The sequence below is a fragment of the Microcystis aeruginosa FD4 genome (assembly GCF_009792235.1).
GTDB lineage: Bacteria > Cyanobacteriota > Cyanobacteriia > Cyanobacteriales > Microcystaceae > Microcystis > Microcystis viridis.
The window spans coordinates 1,237,382-1,262,778 of the sequence record NZ_CP046973.1 but is presented as its reverse complement, the minus strand read 5'-3'; the positions used below and the strand labels follow the sequence as shown (position 1 = coordinate 1,262,778).

Annotated in this window: 26 protein-coding genes, 1 tRNA gene and 4 pseudogenes; 15 read left to right on the top strand and 16 right to left on the bottom strand. The window is 42.1% G+C overall.

Translation table 11 applies throughout. The features are described 5' to 3' along the window. The first annotated feature begins 159 nt into the window (after positions 1 to 159). Positions 160 to 245 (top strand) — tRNA-Leu (locus tag GQR42_RS06505). 42 nt (positions 246 to 287) lie between these two features. Here the strand turns inward: GQR42_RS06505 and GQR42_RS06500 are convergent. Both GQR42_RS06500 and queG read right to left on the bottom strand, forming a co-directional pair. After that, on the bottom strand, positions 288 to 926 hold the full coding sequence (locus GQR42_RS06500) for an HAD-IA family hydrolase (protein WP_158199342.1): 639 nt from the start codon (positions 924 to 926) through the stop codon (positions 288 to 290). Further along, positions 916 to 1,863 carry a tRNA epoxyqueuosine(34) reductase QueG gene (gene queG / locus GQR42_RS06495; protein ID WP_158199341.1) on the bottom strand — a complete coding sequence of 316 codons (948 nt, stop codon included), beginning with the start codon at positions 1,861 to 1,863 and terminating at the stop codon, positions 916 to 918. The genes GQR42_RS06500 and queG overlap by 11 nt, the downstream gene beginning before the upstream one ends. 897 nt (positions 1,864 to 2,760) lie before the next feature. On the opposite strand from queG, the gene alr reads away from it, so the two are divergent. Together alr and GQR42_RS06485 are read left to right on the top strand one after the other, a co-directional pair. Next, a complete protein-coding gene (gene alr / locus GQR42_RS06490) occupies positions 2,761 to 3,957 on the top strand; it encodes an alanine racemase (protein ID WP_158199340.1) in 1,197 nt (398 codons plus the stop codon). 213 nt (positions 3,958 to 4,170) lie between these two features. Beyond that, positions 4,171 to 5,475, top strand: a complete 1,305-nt coding sequence (locus GQR42_RS06485) for a cytochrome P450 (protein ID WP_158199339.1) — start codon at positions 4,171 to 4,173, stop codon at positions 5,473 to 5,475. Between the two features lie 125 nt (positions 5,476 to 5,600). Here GQR42_RS06485 and GQR42_RS06480 read toward each other — a convergent pair whose 3' ends face one another. Both GQR42_RS06480 and GQR42_RS06475 read right to left on the bottom strand, forming a co-directional pair. Next, positions 5,601 to 7,592, bottom strand: coding sequence for an ABC1 kinase family protein (locus tag GQR42_RS06480; RefSeq protein WP_158199338.1), 1,992 nt, complete (start codon positions 7,590 to 7,592; stop codon positions 5,601 to 5,603). Between the two features lie 297 nt (positions 7,593 to 7,889). After that, entirely contained in the window at positions 7,890 to 8,987 is a 1,098-nt protein-coding gene (locus GQR42_RS06475; RefSeq protein WP_158199337.1) for a glycosyl transferase, read from the bottom strand. Between the two features lie 656 nt (positions 8,988 to 9,643). On the opposite strand from GQR42_RS06475, the gene GQR42_RS27490 reads away from it, so the two are divergent. Beyond that, a complete protein-coding gene (locus GQR42_RS27490) occupies positions 9,644 to 9,784 on the top strand; it encodes a hypothetical protein (protein WP_199273280.1) in 141 nt (46 codons plus the stop codon). Between the two features lie 73 nt (positions 9,785 to 9,857). Here the strand turns inward: GQR42_RS27490 and GQR42_RS27485 are convergent, their stop codons facing one another. The 7 genes from GQR42_RS27485 to GQR42_RS06440 all read right to left on the bottom strand — a co-directional run bounded on the left by GQR42_RS27485 (position 9,858) and on the right by GQR42_RS06440 (position 14,195). After that, entirely contained in the window at positions 9,858 to 10,034 is a 177-nt protein-coding gene (locus GQR42_RS27485) for a hypothetical protein (RefSeq protein WP_199273279.1), read from the bottom strand. A gap of 46 nt (positions 10,035 to 10,080) precedes the next feature. Next, positions 10,081 to 10,548, bottom strand: coding sequence for a hypothetical protein (locus tag GQR42_RS06465; RefSeq protein WP_158199336.1), 468 nt, complete (start codon positions 10,546 to 10,548; stop codon positions 10,081 to 10,083). Further along, positions 10,535 to 10,789: a hypothetical protein gene (locus GQR42_RS06460; RefSeq protein ID WP_233271179.1), complete on the bottom strand. Its 255-nt coding sequence runs from the start codon at positions 10,787 to 10,789 to the stop codon at positions 10,535 to 10,537. Before GQR42_RS06460 ends, GQR42_RS06465 begins: the two co-directional genes overlap by 14 nt. Beyond that, positions 10,761 to 11,333 carry a hypothetical protein gene (locus GQR42_RS06455; protein WP_158199335.1) on the bottom strand — a complete coding sequence of 191 codons (573 nt, stop codon included), beginning with the start codon at positions 11,331 to 11,333 and terminating at the stop codon, positions 10,761 to 10,763. The genes GQR42_RS06460 and GQR42_RS06455 overlap by 29 nt, the downstream gene beginning before the upstream one ends. Before the next feature lie 219 nt (positions 11,334 to 11,552). Beyond that, on the bottom strand, positions 11,553 to 12,410 hold the full coding sequence (locus tag GQR42_RS06450; protein ID WP_158199334.1) for a hypothetical protein: 858 nt from the start codon (positions 12,408 to 12,410) through the stop codon (positions 11,553 to 11,555). A 3-nt stretch (positions 12,411 to 12,413) separates the two neighbouring features. Continuing rightward, the gene (locus tag GQR42_RS06445) at positions 12,414 to 13,199 is read right to left on the bottom strand and encodes a hypothetical protein (protein ID WP_233271295.1); all 786 of its coding nucleotides are present in this window, start codon (positions 13,197 to 13,199) and stop codon (positions 12,414 to 12,416) included. Between the two features lie 165 nt (positions 13,200 to 13,364). Further along, positions 13,365 to 14,195, bottom strand: coding sequence for a hypothetical protein (locus tag GQR42_RS06440; protein WP_158199332.1), 831 nt, complete (start codon positions 14,193 to 14,195; stop codon positions 13,365 to 13,367). Between the two features lie 79 nt (positions 14,196 to 14,274). Here GQR42_RS06440 and GQR42_RS06435 point away from each other — a divergent pair. Continuing rightward, a pseudogene (locus GQR42_RS06435) lies at positions 14,275 to 14,415 on the top strand (IS630-like element ISMae27 family transposase); the annotation flags it as partial. Here the strand turns inward: GQR42_RS06435 and GQR42_RS06430 are convergent. The 3 genes and pseudogenes from GQR42_RS06430 to GQR42_RS06420 all read right to left on the bottom strand — a co-directional run bounded on the left by GQR42_RS06430 (position 14,404) and on the right by GQR42_RS06420 (position 16,791). Then, on the bottom strand, positions 14,404 to 14,772 hold the full coding sequence (locus GQR42_RS06430; protein ID WP_158199331.1) for a hypothetical protein: 369 nt from the start codon (positions 14,770 to 14,772) through the stop codon (positions 14,404 to 14,406). The pseudogene GQR42_RS06435 and the gene GQR42_RS06430 sit on opposite strands and share 12 nt — an antisense overlap. Positions 14,773 to 14,839: 67 nt before the next feature. After that, complete coding sequence (locus tag GQR42_RS06425; RefSeq protein ID WP_233271294.1) at positions 14,840 to 15,058, bottom strand: helix-turn-helix domain-containing protein; 219 nt, start codon at positions 15,056 to 15,058, stop codon at positions 14,840 to 14,842. Positions 15,059 to 15,393: 335 nt separating this feature from the next. Further along, positions 15,394 to 16,791, bottom strand: a pseudogene (locus GQR42_RS06420) (IS4 family transposase). A 194-nt stretch (positions 16,792 to 16,985) separates the two neighbouring features. On the opposite strand from GQR42_RS06420, the gene GQR42_RS06415 reads away from it, so the two are divergent. The 3 genes from GQR42_RS06415 (at position 16,986) to GQR42_RS06405 (ending at position 20,757) form a co-directional block, all read left to right on the top strand. Next, positions 16,986 to 17,210, top strand: coding sequence for a hypothetical protein (locus GQR42_RS06415; protein WP_158199329.1), 225 nt, complete (start codon positions 16,986 to 16,988; stop codon positions 17,208 to 17,210). A 502-nt stretch (positions 17,211 to 17,712) separates the two neighbouring features. Next, a complete protein-coding gene (locus GQR42_RS28405; protein ID WP_233271293.1) occupies positions 17,713 to 18,999 on the top strand; it encodes an IS110 family transposase in 1,287 nt (428 codons plus the stop codon). A gap of 381 nt (positions 19,000 to 19,380) precedes the next feature. Next, a complete protein-coding gene (locus GQR42_RS06405) occupies positions 19,381 to 20,757 on the top strand; it encodes an MlaD family protein (protein WP_158199328.1) in 1,377 nt (458 codons plus the stop codon). A 64-nt stretch (positions 20,758 to 20,821) separates the two neighbouring features. Here GQR42_RS06405 and GQR42_RS06400 read toward each other — a convergent pair whose 3' ends face one another. Together GQR42_RS06400 and GQR42_RS06395 are read right to left on the bottom strand one after the other, a co-directional pair. Further along, positions 20,822 to 21,028 carry a type II toxin-antitoxin system HicB family antitoxin gene (locus GQR42_RS06400; RefSeq protein ID WP_158199327.1) on the bottom strand — a complete coding sequence of 69 codons (207 nt, stop codon included), beginning with the start codon at positions 21,026 to 21,028 and terminating at the stop codon, positions 20,822 to 20,824. Further along, on the bottom strand, positions 21,003 to 21,260 hold the full coding sequence (locus tag GQR42_RS06395) for a type II toxin-antitoxin system HicA family toxin (protein WP_158199326.1): 258 nt from the start codon (positions 21,258 to 21,260) through the stop codon (positions 21,003 to 21,005). The genes GQR42_RS06400 and GQR42_RS06395 overlap by 26 nt, the downstream gene beginning before the upstream one ends. A 298-nt stretch (positions 21,261 to 21,558) precedes the next feature. Between GQR42_RS06395 and GQR42_RS06390 the strand changes: the two genes are divergently transcribed. The 7 genes and pseudogenes from GQR42_RS06390 (at position 21,559) to GQR42_RS06360 (ending at position 25,391) form a co-directional block, all read left to right on the top strand. Next, positions 21,559 to 21,990, top strand: coding sequence for a DUF29 family protein (locus GQR42_RS06390; protein ID WP_158199325.1), 432 nt, complete (start codon positions 21,559 to 21,561; stop codon positions 21,988 to 21,990). 7 nt (positions 21,991 to 21,997) lie between these two features. Further along, positions 21,998 to 22,240: a DUF5678 domain-containing protein gene (locus GQR42_RS06385; protein ID WP_158199324.1), complete on the top strand. Its 243-nt coding sequence runs from the start codon at positions 21,998 to 22,000 to the stop codon at positions 22,238 to 22,240. Between the two features lie 36 nt (positions 22,241 to 22,276). Continuing rightward, positions 22,277 to 23,290 (top strand): WD40 repeat domain-containing protein, encoded by a 1,014-nt coding sequence (locus tag GQR42_RS06380; RefSeq protein WP_158199323.1) that lies wholly within the window; start codon positions 22,277 to 22,279, stop codon positions 23,288 to 23,290. 46 nt (positions 23,291 to 23,336) lie between these two features. Further along, entirely contained in the window at positions 23,337 to 23,909 is a 573-nt protein-coding gene (locus GQR42_RS06375) for a Uma2 family endonuclease (protein ID WP_158199322.1), read from the top strand. 16 nt (positions 23,910 to 23,925) lie between these two features. Further along, a pseudogene (locus GQR42_RS06370) lies at positions 23,926 to 24,306 on the top strand (Rpn family recombination-promoting nuclease/putative transposase); the annotation flags it as partial. A gap of 262 nt (positions 24,307 to 24,568) precedes the next feature. Beyond that, a pseudogene (locus GQR42_RS06365) lies at positions 24,569 to 25,000 on the top strand (DUF4351 domain-containing protein); the annotation flags it as partial. Positions 25,001 to 25,049: 49 nt separating this feature from the next. Then, on the top strand, positions 25,050 to 25,391 hold the full coding sequence (locus GQR42_RS06360; protein WP_158199321.1) for a hypothetical protein: 342 nt from the start codon (positions 25,050 to 25,052) through the stop codon (positions 25,389 to 25,391). Positions 25,392 to 25,397: the final 6 nt, after the last annotated feature.

Genomic DNA, 25,397 nt, shown 5'->3' with positions numbered 1-25,397 from the left:
TCTCAATGGCTGTCGGTGAACGGCAATTCACCTGCTGATTATTTTACCCTGTCTTTCCCCCTTTGCGGCGATCGAATTGGCGGGCTAAAATAATTTGCTGAAAATGCTCTTGCCAATTAAATTATTTGTGATATGATAAAAAATTGTCGGTTAAATAACGGGGGCGTGGCGGAATGGTAGACGCTACGGACTTAAAATCCGTTGAGCCTTATAAGCTCGTGAGAGTTCGAGTCTCTCTGCCCCCATCGATCGAAGTCTATCTCTCCCTGCTCCTAGGAAAAACTTTTTCAGCCAGCCCTATCTAAAATATCCAATAATTCTAGGGGATGATGAATGAGATGATCGGGGTTAAATTGAGTTAAAATTTGAGGGGAATTAAAGCCCCAAGCGACGGCCACCACTTGCACTCGACTTTTTTGGGCAGCAGTAATATCTCTAGTTTCATCGCCGACATAAATCATTTCATCGGGGCGGAATTTATTTTGTCGGATCAGGCGATCGATAATTTTGTGTTTGCTGAATAAAGGCGTTCCCGAACAGATAAAATCAAATAAATTTAAGAGTTGGTTATTTGCTAAAAAGATGGTGACGTTTTCTTTGGTATTAGAAGTTATTATTCCTAATCTATAGCCTCTTTCTCTAAGAGTGGCGAGGCAGTGATGCCAGCCATGGAAGGGTTTCAGGCATTCAATTTGTTTATTTAATTCCCGTTTAACTCGATAGAGTAAAAAAGGGATTTTAACGGGGGAAACTTGGGATTGTTTAATAATTTCTTGGGAACTAAGGTTTTTTAGTCTGGCCAAATCTTCCTCGTTGATGGGTTGATAACCAAAATTTTTAGCCAAACGATTGACAATCTCCACGAAAGTATCGTGGGTATCGGCGATAGTACCATCAAAATCGAACACGACTACTTTAATTGTCATCTTGTACGGGGTTAGGGGAATGAGCTAAATTAGCTTGGGCGTTACGTCGCCACTGCTGGGGTTTAATTCGACGCAGGGCCGACGAGATGAAACGACGATCCCACTCCTCTATAGTTAGATTAGCTAATTCATCCAACCTTGGCGAGAGGTTTTCCGGACGAGGTTGAAAATCGGCCACGTCGGTAACTTGGGCAAAACGTTGATTCCAAGGACAGACATCTTGACAGATATCGCAGCCAGCTACCCAACCTTGTAAATTCTTGGCAATTTCTGTAGGCAAAGTTACAGCACGATTTTCGATAGTATGGTATGCAATACAGCGATTAGCATCCACCACATAGGGACTAACTATTGCTTGGGTGGGACAAGCGCTTAAACAACGGCTACAGCTGCCACAATGGGCGCTATGGGGTCGATCGGGTTCTAAAGATAAATTGGTCAAGATTTCTCCTAAAAAGACCCAACTACCGTAATTGCGGGTAATTAAGTTACCGTTCTTGGCAATCCAGCCGATACCTGCTCTTTGCGCCCAAAATTTATCCTGTACTGGTCCAGTATCCACATAGTAACGGGTTTGAATTTGCTCCCCCTGACTTTCTAACCATTGACTGAGGGCTTTTAATTTTTTACTTAATACTTTGTGATAATCCCGTCCCCAAGCATAACGGGAAATTTTGCCATGGTTTTGCTCTTGACTGTGTTGCTGGGGGGTGTAGTAGTTAAGGGCGAGACCAATTAGCGATCGCACTTCCGGCCAAAGAGTTTTGATATCCTGTCGTTTTGGGTTAGTCATCCAATCCATATCAGCGTGATAACCCCGCTCTAACCAGCTTTTTAGATGGGATACCGCCGAGTCTTGGCTGTCCACAGAGGCAATACCGACCCCATGGAAGCCCAACTCTAGCGCTTTTTCTTTGATCTGTGTTTCTGTCACCATAGAAATATCTTAAGTCAAGTATTTGTAACAGTTATTTACAATTCTAAATTTATTGAGCCAAATTAAAGCCATGTCCCAGACTGAACAGTTATACCATTTTTCAAAAGTAATGACAGAGATGGTTATGCCTGGTGCATCTCAATTTTGTCGAAATATCCAGAGGACATTTTGGGCGCACGCGGTGCGCCCCTACCATTGGCGAAATAATATTATTGTAGGGGCGAATTGCCTTCGCCCTCTTTGAACAACTTCTGCTGCTCACCTTAAGTGAGAGAAAATCACCAATAGGATACCATTTTTCTTTATTCGCGTCACAACGAATGCAGGCTTGGCAAGCATTCGAGCGTGGATGTCTGTCATGGATTTAGAAATTTGGTATTAGAAACCATGCGCGATTTGGTTAAAAAAGTGGTTCTTCGTTACTTGGTATGGTTCGATCGGGGGGCATAAATCGACTAAATCCTTATCTGGCAAGAGACTTAATTGATTAGTTCGTTCTAGATCGAAAATAAGTAGGGAGGCACAATTATTTGTAGGATGGATTAGCAGTAGCGTAAACTATGCGGGCGTTGGGTTTCATGCTTCAACCGTTCGGCAAAAGCTCACGGCCGAAGCCCAATCTAGGTTCATCTTATATTTAATTCCACCCACCCACTTAATTGGCCAAAATCGCAGCAATGTCTTTCTATATAAGGGTTTCATCCCTTGTAACCCCGTCCATTGCATAACAAAAACCGAAGAACCATTTTTTGGGGAACTTCCTAACAGCCCATTCATCTTAAAGCCCATATTCCACAGGGAAAAAGGGGGAAATACCGAGGAGTTTCAGGCTTCTTTCCTAGCCCTCTCGGTTTTCTTTTGGTATAAATTGGGTTATGTGTGCAAAGGAGTGAGCGAGTGGTGTTTAGCATCGAACCGAAAATCATCAATCCCCCCAAAAACCGTCATGATTATCAATTGTCGGAAGTAATTCGCTATCGTGCTTGGGTAGAGATTGATCGCTCGGCATTACAACAAAACGTGCGAAAAGTCAAGGCTTTATTAGCCCCAAAAACGGAATTAATGGCGGTAATTAAAGCCGATGCTTACGGACACGGGGCAGTTAAGGTGGCTAACAGCGTTTTAGAAGCCGGAGCGCAATCTTTAGCCATCGCGACTATCGGGGAAGGTATCGAACTACGGGAAGCGGGAATCGTTGCCCCAATTATGATTTTAGGGGCAGTCAATACCCCAGAAGAAGTGGCAGCCTTAGCCCATTGGCAATTGCAACCCACCCTGGTACAAATCGAACAGGTGCAAATTTTTGCCACCGTTATGAGACGCTTAGAGCAGCGGCTGCCGGTTCATATCAAATTAGATACGGGGATGTCTCGCTTGGGTACAGCATGGCAGAACGGCACCAAATTCGTCGAACAGGTTTTAGAGGCTCCTAACCTGAAAATTGCCAGCATATACTCGCATTTTGCCACGGCTGACGATCCCAATCCCGAAATCATGCAGTTGCAACGGCAAAGATTCCAACAAGCGATCGCCGAGTTAAGAGCAAAAGGTTATCATCCCCCCTGTCTGCATTTAGCCAACTCTGCCGCTACCCTAACCGATCGATCTCTGCACTACGATCGAGTTAGAGTCGGATTAGCTCTCTACGGTCTTTATCCCGCCGATCATCTCACCGATAAAGTCCCTTTGCAACCGGTGCTGCAAGTAAAAGCGCGCATTGCCCAAGTCAAAACCATTGCCGCCGGCTCCGGAGTGAGTTATGGTCATCAGTACATAGCGGCAAAAGACACCCGTATTGCTGTGGTCGGTATCGGTTACGCCGATGGAATTCCCCGCAATCTCTCCAATCGTTTAAAAGTATCCCTGAGAGGACGTTTAGTACCCCAAATCGGCGCGATAACCATGGATCAGTTAATGATTGACGTGAGCGAGATTCCAGAGGTAAAAACAGGGGAAATCGTCACACTTATCGGTAAAGACGGCCCACAGTGCATCACCGCCGACGATTGGGCGCGGGATTTAGGTACGATATCTTGGGAAATTCTCTGCGGTTTTAAGCATCGTTTGCCGCGAATTACTATCAGCAATGGGTAATTATGGCGGTGATCTTAAAAAATGTCAATTGGCGGCAATTCTCACTGTTGACTGACTGGTGAGATCTGTAATTAATTTTGCTTAAATACTTACCTTGGTCAAATGCGATCGCTAATTACTAGGCTAGATTAGGGGATGAAGTCTCCGGCGCTTTAGGTTAGAATAAACAGGGTTGATCGACGGCAAATAATTAGTTTTACCCTAGAGGCAGCGATGACTATAAGCAAAGATATACCCTTACCCCCCGGCAGTTTCGGATTACCCCTATTAGGAGAAACAATCGCTTTTTTGACCGATGGGGATTTTGCCAGTAAACGTCATAATAAATATGGTCAACTTTTCCGTACTCATATTTTTGGCAGTCCCACGATTATTTTATCCGGTGCCGAAGCTAACCGGTTTCTCCTCAGCAACGAGAATAAATACTTTGCGGCAACTTGGCCTAAAAGTACCAGAACTCTCCTAGGTAGCGCATCTTTAGCGGTGCATACGGGAGATGTTCACGCTTCCCGTCGTCGTTTAATCTATCAAGCTTTTCAACCCCGGGCCATAGCAAGTTATATCCCTACGGTAGAAACAATTACCGCTCACTATTTAGAGCGTTGGCAAACTGCAAAAACCCTGTCATGGTATCCTGAATTAAGAGACTATACTCTCGATATCGCCTGTAAATTATTTGTCGGTCTTGACCAGGGTTCTGCTACCAAATTAGGGGAAGCTTTTGATACTTGGTGTGCGGGACTATTTACCCTTCCCCTTCCCCTTCCCTGGACAGCTTTCGGCAAAGCATTACGCTGTCGAGAAGAATTACTGCAAGCGATCGAAACTATCATTTTAGAAAGACAAAAAAATGATGACCCCGGCCAAGATGCTCTTGCTATCCTTTTACAAGCTAAAGACGAAAACGGTCAAAGTTTATCCTTAGCGGAATTAAAGGATCAAGTGCTATTATTACTCTTTGCTGGTCATGAAACTTTAACCTCCGCTATCGCCACTTTCTGTCTACAAATGGCACTGCATCCCGATATTTTTCAGCTTGTCTTGGAGGAAATAACTAATTTTGATCTATCGACTCCTCTAAGCGTCGATACCCTCAAACAGATGACCTATTTAGATTGCGTTTTAAAAGAAGTTTTACGTTTTACTCCCCCCGTGGGAGGAGGATTCCGTCGGGTAATAGAAGACTGTCAATTTAACGGTTATCATTTGCCGAAAGGATGGGTAGTGCAGTATCAAATCAGCAATACCCATAAAGATAATAGTATTTATTCTCATCCTGAAACCTTCGATCCCGATCGCTTTTTAGCTGACGAAAAACCCTACGGATATATCCCTTTTGGTGCGGGATTGCGCGAATGTATTGGCAAAGAATTCGCTCGTTTAGAGATGAAAATTTTAGCCGTCCGTTTAGTAGAAAAATACGATTGGCAATTACTCCCCAATCAAGATATCACCCTCACCACTATCCCCACTCCCCATCCTCGTGACGGTTTACAAGTCACCTTTAAACCCCGTTAACCAGTTAGGATAAAAAAACTTTAAAAACAGTTTAGCGTTTTTCTCTGAGCCGCGAAATTTATTTCACGGCATTTATTGTGGGAAATCCTCTGATTTTGAGCAGTCGGTGGAACTCCGAACAGAGGTTAATCGGCAGCGGGTAAAGCTTTCGATAATTCTCCATTTTGCTGATGATTTGGTGTATCAAATTCGAGAACTAGGTAACGAATTAAACGCGCTAGGGATTTTTGTAGCAAACCTTCAGCAATTTTTTGTCCCATCTGTTGGGTTTCCGGTTTAGCGATTAGTTTAGTAATCACTGGCACCATAGCCATGGCATCGAATCCTTTTGTTTCCTGTAAAATACTAAAGATGTTGCGAAGATGCTCAAAACTCTTAGCATCACCTAACAATTCTGGGGGAGTTTCTTGCACGGCTAAACCCACCTGTTGCCGGAAATTAACCGTGAGATTAAACCAAGTTCGACGGCCGAAGTTATCGAGGGTATTTACTAACTCATTTACTAATTTTTCACGGATAAATATACCCCTGTCTGAAAGGAGAAAATCTAACGCTTGATCGGTGACTTTCTCGAAGTTAAAATCATTAGAATCTTTAGCATTACGCAAGAGATTTTCTAATCTATTCCAGCGAAAAGTACCGTCTTTAAACAATAAATCCCGTAGGGAATCTCGCAACTCCGTGGAAGGATCGGTGAGCAGACGTTTAGCAATATAAGGATAGGCTTTACTCAGTACCTTAAAATTAGGATCGATGCCAATCGCTATTCCCTCTAAAGTCACCATCGAGCGAATAATCAGGGCATAATAGGCGGGAACTCGAAAGGGAAACTCATACATCATCGCCGACATTTTATCGGTGATACTTTTAAAGTTTAATTCTGCCACACTTGCCCCTAAAGCATTACCAAAAACTTCCGAAAAAGCGGGAACAATTGGCTCTAAATTGGTAGTTGGTGACAGGAAGTCTAACTTAACGTAATCCTTGGCCAAAGACTCAAAATCCCGGTTGACTAAATGCACCACCGCTTCGATTAAACCGTAGCGTTGATAGGGTTCAATATTGCTCATCATGCCGAAATCAAGATAAGCTAATTTACCGTCGGGAGTCGCTAATAAATTACCCGGATGGGGATCCGCATGGAAAAATCCGTGTTCAAGTAATTGACGCAAAGAACACTGCACCCCCACATTAACTAAGTGGGTGGCATCAATACCCTGGGCTTGAATTTCTTTGATATTAGTTAATTTTGTGCCGTCCACCCACTCCATGGTTAAAACTCGTCGCCCAGTATATTTCCAGTAGATTTTGGGTATGTAAATTTCGGCAATATGACCATAAAGTTGAGCGAATTTTTCGGCGTTTTGTCCTTCGTGAAGATAATTAATTTCTTCAAAAATACGACTGGCTAATTCGTCGGTAATTGCCACTAAATCGGAGCGAAGTCTTTTAATATTACTTTTAGCCCAAGTCGCCAAACTACGCATGATATACACATCTAAAGTTATACAGCGAATCAAATCGGGACGCTGTACTTTAACGGCGACTCTCTCTCCGGTTTTTAATTTACCTTTATAAACTTGTCCTAGGGAAGCTGCCGCTATCGGATTGGGGGATAATTCTGCATAAATTTCTTCGGGAGAATAACCTAATTCTTCTTCGATAAAACGATAGGCAATTTCATTAGGAAAAGAGGGAATTTGATCCTGGAGAGTGGTTAATTCTTCTAAATATAAAGGAGGTACTAAATCAGGCCGAGTAGAGAGAGCTTGACCGATTTTAATATAGGTCGGTCCCAATTTTGTCAACATTTCCCGCAATTGTACAGCCCGTCTAATTTCATTTTTTGGCGATTTTCCCCGCAGTTTATCCCACCAGATACCGATGACAAAAGATAAAACCGGTAGGGCAATTTCGATTAATCTCCCCACAACTTCTAGAGGTCGCCGACGGTAATAGTCGTTAATAACTTGGGGATTGTAGCGCCAACTCTCGGCTACGTTGTCATCCATGGGGCCGATATCTTCCCGATGCTCTTCGGGAATATGGACGGGCTGCACTTCAACGGTAATCGCTTCTTCGGTTTGCATCTCTGGGGAGATCATCTGTTCGGACATAGTTCGGTGACAAGGCAGGGTGATTTGTAAACTATTGTAACAAGTATCGGCTTTCTGCCCGATCTTGTTTCTGTCTCCCTAGTTCTCTGCTCAGGTTCGCCGTCAACTTTCCCCAGGGGGGTTATCGGTGTTTTTGACGATTTCGAGGCTGATACTGCCCTGATTATCCCGAATGTGATTGTCAAAAAATAGTGCGGTAATTTGACTGGTTTCTAGGACTTTGTTCAATAAACTAAGGCTGGCTGACCGATAACTAAATTCACCGCTAATAATCCGAGGTTAAATTGGCTAAGTTAATCATTGCTGTTGCCTCTCAAAGTATTCTACGATAGCTTTCGCTATCGATTCTGCACCATCTTTAGCCAGTTTAACCTTTAATCTTGGCGGTTGGGGGGCTTGGCGCAAAAAGTCCCAATTACCTTGAAAAAATTCTTCACTGCTAATGATTTGATGATAACTATAATCTTGGATTCCAGCCAATAAAATCGCTGATTCGGCGAAACCTTCTCGCATCAGGGAAACAATCGGAACCTCTAATTTTAAAGCCTCGGCAAAGGTACTATATCCCGGTTTGGAAATAATTCGATCGCACAGAGGCATAAAATCCACAGGACGATAGCTCCGATCTGGTTTATCCTGTAAGCGGACTAAATTGGGCAATTCGGGCGCATTTTTTTCAAAAGTGATAAATTGCCAATCGGGAAACCTGGCGAGGTTATCATAGGGAATTGCTTCTAATCCTAACCCACCAAAACTCAATAAAATAGTTTTTTCTTTAGGGGCATTTAGCTTAAATTCCTGTCGCAATTGTTCTTCACTGTAGCGGGGTGTCCCCCCGGTTAAACCTGCCTCGCTAACGTGAGGAAATGCTGTCATTGCTTCTGCTAAAGGCAGTTTAAATAAGCGATCACATTGATTATAACAACGACTAATCCAATCACTAATACCGGCGAATTCTTCACCCCAATCACGATAGATAAAATCCCAGCCAAAGTTACCAATCATCCAACAAGGAAGCCCCGCACTTTTGGCAATTAGTGCCGCTAAAGGCGGTAAATCAGCCACAACTAAACCGACACGATTAGTTTTAATAAAATTAACTTCACTGGCAATAATTGCCCTTGATTTGGCAATTATTTGTTCTAATTTTTCCTTGGTAGCTAATTTATCCATCGTTAAACTATCCGATTGGATTACCCCCACATCAAACCCCCGGTGTCTTTGAATATATTCTCCTGATATGTAGGAATCTAATAACCAGCGCGGGGCAGTGGTAACTAATATCGGCAAGATTTCGGGATTGAGTTTAATAATATTAGCTACTACCGAAGCACTGCGGACAGCATGGCCAAAACCATGATTAGTAACGGCAAAATAAACAACAGGACGAGACATAAATAGGGTGCATCTCATATTTGTAGAAATATCATCTGGACAAGACACCATTAATATAGGCACAACGTCAAGATAGAAGAGAAGAAGCGTTCTTCCTTTATATCCTATTGTCAGTATTTTTGCAAAACTGAGATGCACCCAATTGATTTAACGGGAACAGCTGCTCGAATCGCTTTAGATCGAGTGAATTGTTCCAGTTGATAATATGCCAAATTATCACGGTTATTTACCCCATCGAACTTAACTTTTTGGGATTGTTTTGAAGTCTTTGCTGGTTAACTTTCTTCTATCCTTCCTTTTTAGTAATTTCTAGAAGTTGATTAGCAATACCTGTGTTCAACTTAGTCAGTCGCTCAAACTCTTGTGCTTTGTACTGGTTTAACCGATAAAAAGGAAGTTTAAGTGTGAGAGATAAATTAGCCATGAACCAATCTTAACAGACATCTTGCCCGGTCGTGTAAAATTAGGATAAGCTTGGTTCAAACCAATCGAGTCGCATTTCATCCAAGCGTTAAAACGACTTGGCTTCCACGCTCCCGTGTTATTCGGGTAAGATATCTTCTGACTTGTTTATGCTTGCAATCATAGATTAGAATAAATTTCGGTAGCTTTTGCGAGAATAGATCAATAATCTGAGGAAATTATCGGTTAACTATATGAATTCTGCTAAAATTATCGCTATTATCACGGGGACGATTTCGATTTTAATCGCCGTTGCCTATCTAATCCTAGTCCAGATTCTTGACTTTCGTGGCGAGATGATTCCCGCTCCCCTAGAAGTTATTTTTCCTAGATGATACCCCTAGAAAAAATCGATCGCTTTTACGGCGATCGATTTTTAAACTGACAACGACCTTAATAATTCTATTTTCAGTCATCGCGTGAATTTTCTTTACTACTCCATTGTGCTAATCCAGCGCCGACTACAGCAGTAGGACCACCAAGCGCAAACGATAATTTTTCTGGGGGAAGATGGTAACTCAAAATAATCCCAGATAATAATCCCATACCGACAAAGCTTAACGCGATCTTATTTTTCTGTGACATTTTAAAATCAATAAAGGAAAAACAAGAGCCAATAAAGTGAATGGAATCATGGTAAATCTGGTAATCTCTCCAAGATTAAATCGAGTTTTTGGTCAACTGAATCAATAATCGGACCAGTGTATTCCCATAAATACAATGAAATTTGTCTGTGCCAATAAGGAACCGAAATTAGCAAGGAATAACTCAAACCAAAACTAACAGGGTATCTTAGCATCGAAAATTGATTTAAAAAAATTCGCTTGCTATCTACCACTGCGTCAGGGTTTCCCCCCACAGTCAACCCCGTGACATACTTTCGCTTGACGTTAGCCGCAAACTTCCATTTAGGATTAGCCCCTTGACTTGTAGCGTAAAAAGTAAGTAAACCAGAGCTTAACTGAATCGGCACAGAAATTTCTGGTAAAGGAAAAAACCGCTCTAATTCTGGTCTGTCTCCCGGTGCTGGTTCTGCTGTAAAGCTTTGATTCCAAACAGACTGCCAGTTATTAAGATTACTAACATTATAGGATGTCATACAGGTTTTCGTTGATTATTTCTAAATATTCATCAACATTTACCCCGCAGCTTTCAATTATATCAAGATAGTCCGTCGGAGTAATTTCTAAAGAAAAGAAATCTACCAACGCGCTCCCACAAATGATTAACCTTTCTGACGTTTCTTCTACGGAAACATCATCAAATCTTTCCGGAGTCCATAGACGCATTCCTTCTTTAACTTGATCTACATTAATCACGGCGGAATCTCTCTGGTTCAAAACTTACGACATGAGTAGCATTAGAGCCATTAAAAACGGCATCAGTTAAAATAGCGTTAATCGTTTGCTGATAGCGAAGCGTTCCAGATGTTTGTCCCATAGGGATGGTGTAAGCGGCTCCGGTTTTACTCTTGTATTTTCGTCCAGTAATTGCTGATGTTTCAGTGGTTCCGGCCACAATTTGGGCAATGCGAGCTTTAGCAGGGACAAAGCTAGAATTTGTTTTGTAATCATCTAGGTTGGCAGTTGCTACTCCGAATTTAGCTTTAGGACCAAATCCATTTAAAAAAGCGCTAGACCGACCGGATAACGTAACTAATTGTTTTGCTTCTTCATCGTCAAATCCGTATCCAAACGCTTTTACACCGACCGAAACCTCTCCATTTAGGTTAGGCCGGACGATGCTTCGCTCCGGTCCGTTACCTTCGCGCCATTTTGCATATTTAACAAAGTCTAAATTCTGGGGTAAAGAGCTAATTTGGACGTTTCCCAGCTTTAAAGCATCATACACCCGTTCTAAATCTGAAAACCTTTTTCTAGCCATGCTATCCGCTCAATAAAATATTTGTACCGCTCTCGGTAAATCCGATAACTCAGTTATAGCAAGGCTTGTAGCCAATCCGACTCGACGGAAGGGTATAGACCATCCGTGAATACTACCCAAACTCATCTACAAGGGCATCAAGGAAAGTAAACGAGCAGCAATTCTCATTTTAAGGTTTCATGACATTAAAACCCTTGCACCTAGAGGGGTTAAAATTCTTTAACGAATCTCTAGGTCGCTGAAACAACGCAAAATCGTTTCAAAATGAGAATTGCTGGTAAACGAGCGATCGTAAAGAGCGATCGGCTTATTCACCCCCCAGATAAAAGCCGTGGCGTACTGGAAGCGCACATCAACCATTGGACGCTGGCGCGGTTTTTTGCGGCTTTTCCCTAAAATTGTGTGATTACCGGGGTTATAGGGGAAAGATTCATTTTCATCATCGGCAATATTAGACTTTAAAAACTTCCAATCAGGAGTATGATTTTGTAAGTCTAAAATCTTATTAATCAACTCTTTAGCTGTAGCTTCATCTCGGCAAAGAAGCTGCAACTGATATCCTTTTTCTTTTTCGGTATAAGAGAATAATTTTCGCCCTTTTTTCCAAATATATCCGTTAGCAGCTCCAAATACTGTCTTAATTTTATTGGCTAAAGTATTTAGTTCTGTTTTTGTAATTGTGGTGCTAGATTCGTTCATTAATCTAAAAGAAATTTCTCCCCACATCGGGCGCAAATTTTCCTCTACGTCGTCGTCATCTTCCTTAAAATACAAGGTAACTTGTGGCTTAAATTTCCTAGAAGCTTGCAAATCGTCTAAAGGAATCCCATAAAAAGGTTGTTGCAAGTCTTGCGCTTTTCTTAGGGTGAAATAAAAAAGTAAGAACCTCTGAATCATCAGATCAGCCGTGTCATTGTCTTTTAACAAGCAAGCCCAGCGCAATGAAGATCGAGGGACGGCTAAGTCTAAATCATCGTCTGTAATATCACTAAATTCATCTCGCACTATTCGGTTATGCACTCTTAAAATAGTGCTTTGCCAGTGTTCAAATTCGTTAAAATTGCTGGGGGTAGTCATAAATTACTCGGTATCGGGTTTAACTAAATCTGATTTATTTATTCCTGGAGACTGTGAGGCTTCTTTGCTTTCGTTTTGTTCCGTTTCTTTTTCGGTTTTCTTGCCATTTATTTCTGTTTTAATTGTGTTTATTTGCGGGCCAATTTCCGCTACGTTTTCGGTTACTGATCTAAATTCAGACGTTATACTTTCTAAATCAGAAGCGACCTCGCTGGCTTGCTGTAGTCCTTCTATTACTCTATCAATCTTTCTATTTTTGCCACTAGAAAAATTAAAAGTCTCTGTCATCCAATTATAGGAATTTTCGAGGACTGTCCCCGATTTCTTGAGAGCATTGCCAATTTTACCTGTATATTTGCCAATTTGCTCTAAACCCTCAGTAATACCAAAAAGTGAATCAGTCATTAATTGATAAATATTGATTGCACTTTGATATATTCTATTTGCTTTAGACCATGTTTCGCTTAGTGTTGTATAATTTTCCGCACCTATTAAACCTTTGATAATATTTTCAATTCCATCACCGATAACTGTGGAAAAATTTTGGGCCACCTCGTCACCATCCTTAATGCCGATAATATTTAAGGCATTGCCTAAAGTCTGAATCAAAGTCGAGCCAATATTTCGAGACAGCATGACCGCATTATGAATCGCGGCAGCCGTAGCCATTAAATTAAGGGCGCGATCAACTGCTCGCGACTTCCACAATTTCACAAATCTATCTGTAAGATAGCCCGACAAACCTCCGTTAATTTGCGGACCGAGTTTATTGTTAATAACCTCTAACATTGATAAATCAATTAATTTCTCCAATAGCAGGTCATTTTTTTGGTTAATGTTATCAAGTCCCTGCGAGACAGGACTAGGCACGCAGCAACTGTTTCCCGGAGGTGTTTTGGTACACGGGCGATTTTTCTTCTTCTTTTTTGGGAACGGTCGGATTTTGAGGGTTAATTATCGGAAAAGGGGGAAAAGCGGGAAAGGTGAGTCGGGCGGGGAAGGATGCGGACCGGTAGGCGTGGTCTTTGGCTCCTTAGGTTCAGTTGTAGGTACGGGCTTCAATCCCAGTTTGCTTTTAGGATCGAGTTTGTCTTTCGGTTCAGGATTGGGTTTTAGTCCATCTGGGTTAGGGTTTTTGTCGGGGTTCTTGTCTGTGTCTTTGTCCTCATCACTGTTTTGATCGTTGTCTGGTTTACTCGGAAAATCACCAAATATCGGGCCGGGAAACTTGCGGTCGTCTGGTGTCTCTTTTTTGTCTTTGTTTTTGTCAGTAGCGGGTGGTGAGGGGGGAAGCGGGGGAGGGTTGAGTTTACCCGGAGGCGCAAAAGTGAATGGTAAGGGAGCCAAAGGAGCCTTATTATCTGTGATTACTTGGCCAGTATTTACGATTTCCACCCTGACAATGCGAGTTGATCCAGGCGTATAGTAAGGTCTGCGAAATTCTGGGATGGCTGATTCTATCGCTAAAACAAATCCGTCTCCGGTTTCATATGAAACAATCACGTTTTTACGACCAAGCTGGATGTTAAGATCAACTCTTTGCAAAGTGACCGGACCAAATGCCTCAAAAACACTGGCAACACCCTCTGACACTGACGTGCCATTGTAACCGTGAATAGTTCCGTACCAGTCAGTAGCCTGGACAAAATATCTGTACTTAACACCTGAGGGTAGTTTGCTTGTGTCCAGGAATGGCGGGCGAGTATCTACAGGCCCCGCCAGCTGATGGGGAGCATCTGCCGGCGGAATTGAAAGCCACCAGTCAAGCAAAAATAACCCACCCATCAAGAGCAACCCCAGCCCAGGTTTTGGTACTGTCCTGATCACATTTAAAGTCGGCCTTGCGAGCGCCGGTAAGGCCCATTTGGCCTGGGGCAATTTTAACTCCCTTGATAACTTAAGAAGTAAACTTTACCATCTTTTAAATTCTCTATCCAATGACACGATCGGGTATTTGACGGGATGGTCTTGGATTTTAGAAGCTCTATGTCTGTCAGGAATTTAGAAAAATGGCATTGTAAAGTATTAGTTGGTCAGTTGTCAGCGATTGGATATCTATCTCGATCGCATCTTCTGTTTCGATCGCATCTTCTGGCTGGTTACTTTTCGGGGTCAAGGGTTCGATCGCATCCTGACTCTCTAACTCCCAATCGGTGAAGCCGCGTCGGTCTTCATATTGAGAGAGATTAATGAGTGCTAACTGTCCCTTTACCGTTTCAGTCCACGGCTCAACATCATCTACTCCTACCGTCATCTCTCTTAGGTCTGAGAGGATGACCTTGACTTTCTTTTTCCAGACTTGTTTGACCGTGGCTTTCTCTCCTTTATAGGAGATGCGATCGTTTACTGATAGGGTCATCATAGTGAGTACATGAGAAATTTTTTGTCACTTTCCCCAACGAACCCGCCAAGGTCGTTGGGGTGTTTTATCAGTTAGGGGAGTCGTCGGGGATGCCGTCCGTGTCGATGCCTAATGCTGTCATCACTGTTTTAGGTGATTGATGGAGAACACGACACATATCAGCTAAAACATCACTGCCGGGCATTTTTTGCCGGGCAACGTAATATTTAACAGTTGAATAGCTTAAGCCAAGAGATTCAGCGAATGACTTCTGAGTATGTCCTGACTGTTCTATTAGTTGTTTCAATGGTTTAGGCGTAAGCTGAACTTCTTTCATTTTATCTCAAAAAGCCACTATAGAGGCTTGACAAGTGTCAAAAAGCCTCTATAGTGGACTTAGAACTAAAAAACATCCCTACCCCCTTGAGGCAAGCTGACGGGCTGCATAGTTAGGGGATTGGGCTGTTCAACAGTCTCGCACCTTAAATCACTACTCTGGGTACGCCTATGGATTAAGGAATAATTTTTCAGGTAAATGGATGCAATTAATCGGTTTGATAGATACGTCCTTCACGGGCTATCCATTAGTCACATCTTTCTTAACATAAAATTTGACAAAAAGAGAAAAGTGTGCAAGATGGCTCAAGGGGGTTCTATAGGGGGACTAATTTGATGAGATAGTTTCCAAGTCTGGCTGATATCATGTAACCTTCGCAGTCCCAACCAAATAGTTTTAACACCGGGTTCACCGTCGCCTTTTCTACCTAAAAACCCCCCAAGAGAAGCAATCATTCTGACTGCTTCCGGCCAAGGAGGGCGGCTTTTCAGGTGGCGGACCCTTTTTATGAATAGTGGCACACAAAGATTGCCATTCATGTTCTTCCAAAAAACTTTCACAACCCTCCTCTCCGTGTAAGCGTGCTTGATAAGTTAACCAAAGTAATCTCCAAGCTACAATTGAATAGGTAGCTAAGGCCATCTCAATTCTCCGACCCGTTTCTAATTGCAGTTTTTCTAATCCACCACCACTTTTTAAAACAAAATGATAGCGTTCTATCAACCAGCGATAACTATACCAGCGCACACAGGTTATCGCTGATTCAAAGCTACTAATGTCTAGGCTAGTTAAGAGGAGCCAACTGATAGGATTAACTCCGCTATGGGCGGATTTTCTTCTTCAGCTAAAATTACCTGTAATTTTACCGGTTGACGAGGGGTCGCCTTGGAGTGATGGCTAGGTACTTGTATTTCAAAACTGGCCAATCTAACTGTTAGTTTAGCTAGTCTAGCCTCGTGATTAGGATTGCGTTTTACTTGCACATCTAGGCTACCACAGGCTTTTATTTCTCTGATGGATTGATGTAAATATTTAGTCTCTGGATGCCCTGACCTTTGCTTGTCTTCGAGATATTTAACTTTTCGGTTATGAGTTCCTCGGATTAGTAAATGAGAGTTAGGACTTCTTGATTGGGCCAATAAATCAAATATGTCTGCTTCACAATCTCCGATTGTTACTACTTGAATTTCTTCGGGTATTTGTTGTTGTGTTTCTGATCAGGAATCTAACCATCTTTGACTTTCTTTTTCTTGGGTTTCTCTTTTTTTTCGCTGCTTGGCAATCCCTAAATTCTTTTCTTCTCTTGCCCAGACATATTGATTAATCAGTCCTAAAGGTATTCCTTGCGGTGACACTCCTAAGGTGGTATGAACTTTGAGTCCAAAGGATGTTTTACAATCTAGATAACCCATTCCTTTTTTGGCTTTTTGGGTCGTAAAGTCTAAACTTGTTGTGTCTTGAACTGCCAAAACTATTGGATGTTCTTTGATTCTTTCTACTGTACTTTTGGCCTGGGCGGCAATTATATCTGAGGGGTGAAAATAGGGGGAATTCCAAAAGTCATAGGTGGCACTCGCTGCGGCTAGATTTCCCGAAGCTTGCGGCACACTTGTACTAGGTTGGCTGGCCAAGTTTTCTACGATACTGATTAACCTTTTCTGGCGTTGCTGAATCAAGGTATGAATGCCGACTGTGCATCGTATCCAAAAGTTAGTTTGAGTCTAGGTTTTAAAAATCCCACAAAAGAAGATTCATATCTCAAATCAGCAACGCCATTTTCGTTATCAGGATGATTATTACTCTCCTAAAGTTAACTCATATTTTGTCGATAATGGCAAGTTAGTTAATATCGATGAGTTCGTTCTTTACTGACGGGTGTAGCGATAACAATTTTATCATGAGTGATCAACTTAAGGAAACAATAGCCGATTATGGACTTGAAAATAGTTTAGATGCCATGATTGATTTAATCCAATTTGGATGCTTAAGCGAGTTAAATAAAGCCGTAATCTTAGCCTACTTAATACCTGCTAAGAATTACATGGCTCAGTTAGATGCCAGGCAAAGATTTCGCCTAGAGGATTGCCTTGAATTTGCTACAGTTGAGGTATGCAATGACTAATTTTTACTACGGAAGTTATGTGGGTGGAAACTACTGGATTAATTTAGATCATGTTTCCTATATTATTTCAGAAAAAGACAGATTAATTCTGAAAATGTCAGACGGTTGTTGCGTTGTGATCGACGGAGAAGACTATGACGCTTTAAAAAAAATTCTCATCGCAAAAACAGTGAATTGGTTCTGAGAGCATTGTCAAAATCAACAGGAATTCACCCCGGAAGATTGGGAGCCAAAAGATGTCAATCTAGATGATGACGATATCCCCTTTTAACCTAATCGCATCCTACCCGCAATCGCGGGGGGAATGGGGTTAGGGTCCAAACCTAATCCTAGTCCAAGAGTGCCTTTTTCATTGATTTCAAGCTTTAGCTTGCACCGCAATCGTAAGGCTTCAAGGACTTTTAAGAATTGTGCCTTTTAAAGTGAGATAGGGCTAAAAAAGCCCTACGGGAGTATCGTAAGGCTAATTCTTTTTAAACTCAATTCACTCCCATTATAACCGATGAAAATATTAGGTATAGACGTTAGCCGTAATTGGGCTATCGTGGTTTTGTTGTGTGAATTTCCGACGATTTCCCCCCTGCAATACTCGAAAAGCATTAAGGAACCAGTTAAAGGATACGCTCGACTTAAAGGAAATATTCAGCTTAACGAGATAGCCTATAAGCTCGAATGCAATGCCGAAGCGATCGAGATTATTAAATCCTTAGAAGCTGATGGGATTGTTTTAGAGCCTACTGGGTATTGGTACGCTAGTTTCTGGGTTAATTGTGCTAAAAAGTTAGGTTTAGATATTTATTGGATATCTCACCAGCAAACTAAGATAAATCGTCAGCATTATTTTAAGACCAAAAATAAAGACGATTATCTTGACGCTTTAACCATTGCCCTAACCTATTTTGATAAGTCAGGGTTAGATGATCTAGGCAATCCTCCGATTTTAAACAACTATGACTATGACTCGATCGATTTGTTGCGACGTCGTTTCCATGAGAGAGAACAACTGCTTAAAAACAAAAATTCTTTGATTAATCAGCTTAGACAACGGCTATGTTGTGAGTTTCCTGAAATCGCTCAAAGAGACTTTGATTATATCGGAGTTAAGGGATTTAATCCAACTTTAGGCTATATTGCTAGGCTAAGAAATAACCCGCGCATTAAATCCACGGCCGGGACTGGAATTAGTGAATATAGTCAGTTATTGGCTAAAGATGTTATCACCTATCAAGATAGAATCGCAGTCAAAGAGCTAAACTTAAGAGAAATTCTGGAATTAGAGCAGTTTAAGCCTTATTGTCAAGTATTTAATCAATTTCTTTTCGGCACGGTTACTCAAAGTTTACTGCTTTTGCACTGCTATCCTATCGAAAGATTTCTGGTCAACGGTAAACCTTACTTTCGAGGCGATCACGATATTAGCTTGAGAAAGTTTCAGGCTTATCTAGGGTTAGGGTATTCCTATCAAATTTCAGGGGACACCTCAGCAAAACAAGACAAGGTGAAAAAGTCTTGGAAGGGTTCCGACTTGATGCGTTCTCACTTGTATGCTCACGCGCTGGTGACTATTTGCCCAGATAAGCCAGCTAAAACTGAGATTGTTGGCAAGCTTAAGCATTCTTGGCTTAATCCCCGGATTCATCTCTATTACGACCACGAAAATGGTCAAAGAATCGAAAAAAAGAAAGAATTACCTAGCTTTAAGGCACTGGGTAAGGATGGACTGTGTCGCTTGCTGTTTTACGAGACTAGACTTTTGTATCGGCTTTTAACGGACAATTTGGTAAAGTGATACTGTGTAGAGTTGACATCCTCACCGCCGTAAACGGACGGTGATTCCTAAACCTCACGATTTAAGTTTCTGCTTCAACCACCGTTGCATACCACGGTTAAAAAACCATGTACTGTCTTACACAAAGTCCACAGACTTTCGCGACCTTTCAGAAGCCCGATTCCTTGTGTCCCACGGTACGGTTCTGACTAAACGCTTCTTGTACTTGTTGCGCGCGACTTTTTACCAGGACAAGCTTTTCTGAACGGAACCCCCTAAGCCGAGTTTTCAAGGTGCTGTCCGCCCACTTGGTTTTCGAGACGGTCTTTTTAATTCTAACGTAAAGCCAACCTAGAACGGCGGGGTTTCCCACCCAAAATTTTCGATGAGGAGTAATTATTTATGCAAGCTGGCGGTTCACAACGAGGGATTTCCCCAACTCTGCGGCAAAGTGGTATCGGTTTAATGTTACTGACATCGGGGGGAATATTAATCTGGTTTATAGCTTGGTTAAGTAATTTTAGCTTCGGGGGACGCAGTTATCGAGCCACCTTTCTTTTTCCTAATGTGGGTGGCATGATGGTGGGAACCCGCGTCGGTTATCGGGGAGTGAGAATCGGACAAGTAACGGCAATTACCCCAGAACCGGAGGGAGTCGCCGTAGAAGTGGAGATTTCGCCAGCAGATCGCCTAATTCCCAGTAATTCCCTCATCGAAGCCATTCAATCCGGTTTAGTCGGTGAAACCACGATCGATATTACTCCCCTGCAAGCTTTACCCGTCGGTGGTGTCAAAGAACCCCCTTTGAGTCCTAACTGCAATGGGGAAGTGATTATCTGTAATGGTTCTCGTTTACAAGGGCAATCGGCGCTCAATGTCAATACCTTGATCAGATCTTTACTGAGAATTTCTAATCTAGTTAGTGATCCCGATATGGTGGCCGGATTTCGTTCCTTTACCCAACGCGCTGCTAATGCTTTGGGGGGACTCGATCGCTTTAGTGGTGAGGCAACCACCGCTTTAAGCGAGGTTCGTCGCAGCGGTACTCTAGGTAAAGTTAATTCGGGGATGAGATCCCTGGAATCCTTACCCCAAGTATCCGGTTCCCTCGATCGCCTTTCTAGTGATCTTTCCGGTGTCGGGGGATTGAGTCAGGAAGCGACTACTTTACTGAGAAGTTTACAGGGAAGTGGCGGTCTGAAAAATTTAGACGCTACTCTAGTGGAGGCCCGAAAAACGCTGCTTTTGGTGGGAGAAACCACCGAAGAACTGCGCGTTTTTTTGGCAGCTAATCAAAATCGTTTAATTGCTACTCTCGATAGTATCAAAACTACTAGCGATCGCCTACAAACTACTCTCGCTGCTTTGGATCCGATTCTGACGCAAGTGCAGAAAAGCCAAATTATTGAGAATTTAAACACTATTTCGGCAAATGCTGTTAAATTAAGCGAAAATTTGGGTAATTTTACCGCTTATCTCTCCGATCCTGCCACTGTTGTCACCCTACAGCAACTTCTCGACTCCTCTCGCGCTGCTTTTGCCAATCTTCAGAAAATCACCTCGGATGTGGATGAAATTACTGGTAATCCGCAACTGCGACAGGAAATTATCCGCTTAATCCAGGGTTTAAGTCGTTTGGTTTCTTCTAGCGAACAACTACAGCAGGAATTCGCCCAAGGTCAAGCAATGACAAGAATGGCCGCACAAATTGCGACAATAGCCCCAAATCCCGCCGCTAATACCCCAGAAAAAGACGCTAAGAAACCTGAATCTGAGTAGGGTTTGCGGCAAAAAGTTTTTCGTGGGGGTAGGGTGTGGGGTGTAGGGTGTGGGGTGTAGGGTTTTAACCATGAGGAATTTCTTCACCATGTTGACGATAACTTTCTTTAACGCCTTCCCAAGCTAAAATTAATTGATTGAGTGCTGTTTGGGGACTATCAGCAAAAGCGGAAACGCTAGGAATTTCTACTAAGTATGCTATCCAATCTCCCTCCTCATCTTGGAAGATATTAATGCTAAAACCGTTAAAATCCTCGGTTGTTGGATTCATTTTCTTCCTCCTGTATTTTTAAAAATTGTTTAACTTGATAAGCTTTCGCTTCACCGTTTTTTGTCTGTTGAATAGATATACGGACTCTCTTGGATGAATACCAAATGTGATGACTTCCTGTTTGATGGTCAAAAGTCCAACCACAAAGATTAAGCAAACTCTCAAATTCGCTAAAACGTAATCCTTGAGGCGAGTTTTTGGCCTTTTCTAGCAGTTTTTCTTTTTTTCCCATCGATCGATCACAACGAACTCAATCTATTTTAACTTAAAGTTAAAAGAAGGGGATCGCATTTATACATCAGAGATAGAATGCAATTCGCCGCTACAATCCCCGAAAATCGCTTAATTTTGCTAATCTTCGAGTTATGACTAAAAACTCCATTTTCACAAGAACGGCCACAGCACATAAAAGCTTAAAATAAATGAAAAAATGATTAATTTTTTCCTCAAGATGTCCTTAAATGAGCTTTGGGATAGAGAGACTTGTGGCAAGATATAATTAAGGTATATTTCGGGGAATCAATTGGATTATGGAAGAACTTTTAGAATTAAAAGCTTTGCTCTTAAAAGGTGATATTAAAGGTTCACTGGCGATTGTAGAAGAACTTGAAGATATGAGCAAAAATGGGATTATTAGCACTATTCGTAGTTATGCTGTTATCTTATTACTTCATTTAATTAAACAACAGGCAGAAAACCGAACCACTCGTTCTTGGGATGTCTCCATTCGCAATAGTGTTAGAGAAATTCAACGCCAAAATAAACGCCGAAAGGCAGCAGGATATTATTTAAGTGATGAGGAATTAACAGACACTTTAAACGATGCTTATCTTAATGCTTTGGATGCCGCTTCTTTAGAAGTCGAAGCGGGTCGTTATCAATCGGAGCAAATTGAGGATATAATTGACAAAAATAAACTGATTAGCGATGCTTTCTTTTTAATCAAAAACGTCTCTCCTTAGAAAGATTATGACAGACTCAATCTCTAAAAAACAAGCACAAGAAATGTTACGTTGGTTAAACAAAAATCGTGACACCGTGCTTGATTTATATAAAAATCAATACATTGCTTATAATGAAAAAGGGGTGATTGCTCACGGTGAAAATTTACAGAATGTTCTGGAACAAGCCAAGACAACCAATCAAGAATTTGTCATTTATCTTGTTCCTCGTTGTCGTTATTCTATGCAAATTTTACCCCTTCAAGTTTAAAGTAGTTTAAGTTGATTTTGACAACGGCAAAATTCTATGAAAATAACCCTTTATCAACCGACGTTATCGTTATTATTGCTGCTGTTGCTATGCGGTGGTTGTGCAGTCAATCAGGAAAAAGAGAAAATCACCACTCCGCAAGCGCCTCCCCTAGCAGAAATCGTTCCCTGGCAGACCGTCGAACGGGTTACTATTTTAAAAGCCAATCAGGATCCCATCTATGCTTTAGCTATTAGTCCCGATAACTCTTTACTACTTAGTGGTAGTTTTGACGGTACTGTCAGGGAATGGGACCTAAAAACCCAAAAACCTCTCAGGACTTGGCCACTAGGTGATACTGTCAATGCTATCCAATTTAGTCCCGATGGTGAGAGTTTCGTAACTGCCGATGCGGGGGGAAAAGTGCAACGCTGGAATACGCGCACGGGAAAATTAGAAATGACCTATCCCGGCCATGCTTTTCTCGTTACTGATGCCGCTATTTCTCCCGATGGTAAAACTTTGGCCACGGGTAGCTGGGATCGTACAGTTAAACTCTGGGATTTTCAAACGGGGAAACTCTTAAAAACCCTGCGCGGTCATAATCATCCCATTCAAGCGATCGCATTTAGTCCCGATGGTAAAGGAATTGTTAGCGCCGATTACGATGGCTTCGTTAAACTGTGGAAAGTGAGTACCGGTCGCTTTATTCGTGCCTATGCGGGTAATTTATTCCCCGTTTATCGGGTGCTTTTTTCCAAGGATGGTAATACCGCCGGTACTGCGAGTCAAGACGGTTCGATCCGCGGTTGGCAAGTGAAAAGCGGCATCGGCACCACTACTATTCTCGCCCATAACGACGCTGTTACCGATCTGGCCCTGCTGGATGGGGGTAAAGTTTTGGCCAGCACTTCCGGGGATGGAACTGTCAAGTTTTGGGATGTTAATACCCGTCGGCACTTGAATACCCTGAAGGGAAACGTCGTCTTAAGGATGGTTGCCAGTCAAGATGGTCGTTGGTTAGTCACTGGAGATCAAGATGGTGCGATCGCAATGTGGCGAGGAATCTAATTGACTATAATTAAGACTAGAGTGTTTTCTAGGGCGAAATATAGCCATGGCAGCAGTGATTTTAAACTTAGATACAGTCAATCTCAGCGATGAGCAGTTTTACCGTCTCTGTCAAGTTAACCCAGATTGGCAACTGGAAAGAAACGTTCAAGGAGAATTAATCGTGATGCCACCTGTTGGGGGAATTAGCGGCAACCGAGAGGCCGATTTTATTAGTTTACTTTGGTTGTGGAATCATCAAACTGGATTAGGTAAAGTCTTTAGTTCGGCGACGATTTTTCGTTTACCGAATGGCGGAGATCGCGCTCCCGATGCCGCTTGGGTGAGTTTAACTGGTTGGCAAGCTCTGAGTCGAGAAGAACAGGAGAAATTTCCGCCTATTTGTCCCGATTTCGTTATTGAACTGCGCTCCCGTAGCGATTCCCTCCCAGAAATTCAAGCTAAAATGCAGGAATATCTTGACAGTGGTTTGCGATTAGGTTGGCTAGTTAATCCTCAACAACAACAGGTGGAAATTTATCGTCCTCAGCAACCCGTAGAAATTATGGAACTACCGGTCAATTTAAGCGGAGAGGATGTCTTACCGGGCTTTAGTCTATTTATCTCTATTTTTGAGTAAAATATAATCAAGACTGATGTATGATTCCACTTGTAAATTTATCGCCCTGGAATATTCGAGAGATTTAGCTACTTGGTTATTAGGTAAACCTTTAGATTTAACCGAAATTAAACCCTCAGAGTTGTCATTAGAGCCGATAAGAGCCGATAGTTTAATCTTTTTGGAGTCAGAAGAACTAATCTTACATATTGAGTTCCAAACCGACCCTAAAGAGGATATTCCCTATAGAATGCTCGATTATGCCACAAGACTCTATCGACGCTATCAAGGCAAACCTATCTATCAGGTAGTGATTTATCTAAGGAGAAGTACCTTACCCCTAGTCAGACAGAATGACTATCAACAGGGAAAAACTTATCATCAATTTGAGGTGATTAGACTATGGGAACAACCCTATCAACCCTTAGGGGCTTGCGCTTTGATAATGTACCTTTTGGGCGAACGCAGTTCGCCCCTACATTGTGGACAAAATCCGTTACTGTAGGGGCGCAAAGCTTGCGCCCTCCGCGCGGAGGGGGTTTGCTGATCACCGTAAGTAGGGGGAGAGCCTTCGAGAACCCCTTCCAATAAGGGACTTGCGCTTTGATAATATGCCATCTGGCTGGTCTGATTCTTCTACAGAGTGATTTTCAAAGCTGGGATATTATTCCCACGCAAGTCCCTTATTGCAAGCACCTGGACTATTGCCCTTTGCTACACTAGCTCAAGCTGAGGAGCAAGAGAATTTACTGCGGCAAATCGCCCAAAAAATCGAACAAATCAGCGACAGTCGAGAACAAAGCAATCTAGCTGCCTCCACCGCAATTCTCGCCGGATTAGTATTAAACAAAGACATCATTCAACAATTGTTGAGGAAGGATATTATGAAAGAATCTGTCATCTATCAGGAAATCAAAGGGGAAGGAAGACAGGAAGAAGCCATCAATTTGCTTCTACGTCTATTAAATCGGCGTATAGGGGGCATTGCTGCCGAATTATCCGCCAATATCCAAAGTCTTTCTCTAGAAAATTTAGAAAACTTGGGAGAAGCTTTATTAGATTTTCAGTCAGTAGAGGATTTAGAACAATGGCTAGAAAATGAGCGTTTTTAACTAATTTACTGCGGTTATTTTTCTTCTCTTAATTCCCTCTATTATCATTATGTCAGATCATCAAGCTAGTTATGCCGTCAATGCAATGTTAGGTCGATTGTATTTGAAAAATAAGGCGTTTCAGTCCCTAGGTTTTGAAGAACAACAGTCGATAGTTTTGGACATAATTAAAGAATCATTCCGTTGCGATGTAAATATCGGCGAAATTCTCAGTAATGAGTGTTTTTCTGATTTTGATGATGTGGAAGAACAGAGAACTATAGCAACGATATTTCAAATTTGTTCCTACTGTGGTCAAGCATCAGCTAACGTACAAGACGATGGAGATAATTTTAGCAAAGCAGTAATTTGTTCCGATTGTCTTGCTAAATATTTCCCCGGTGGATATTAGAGATAA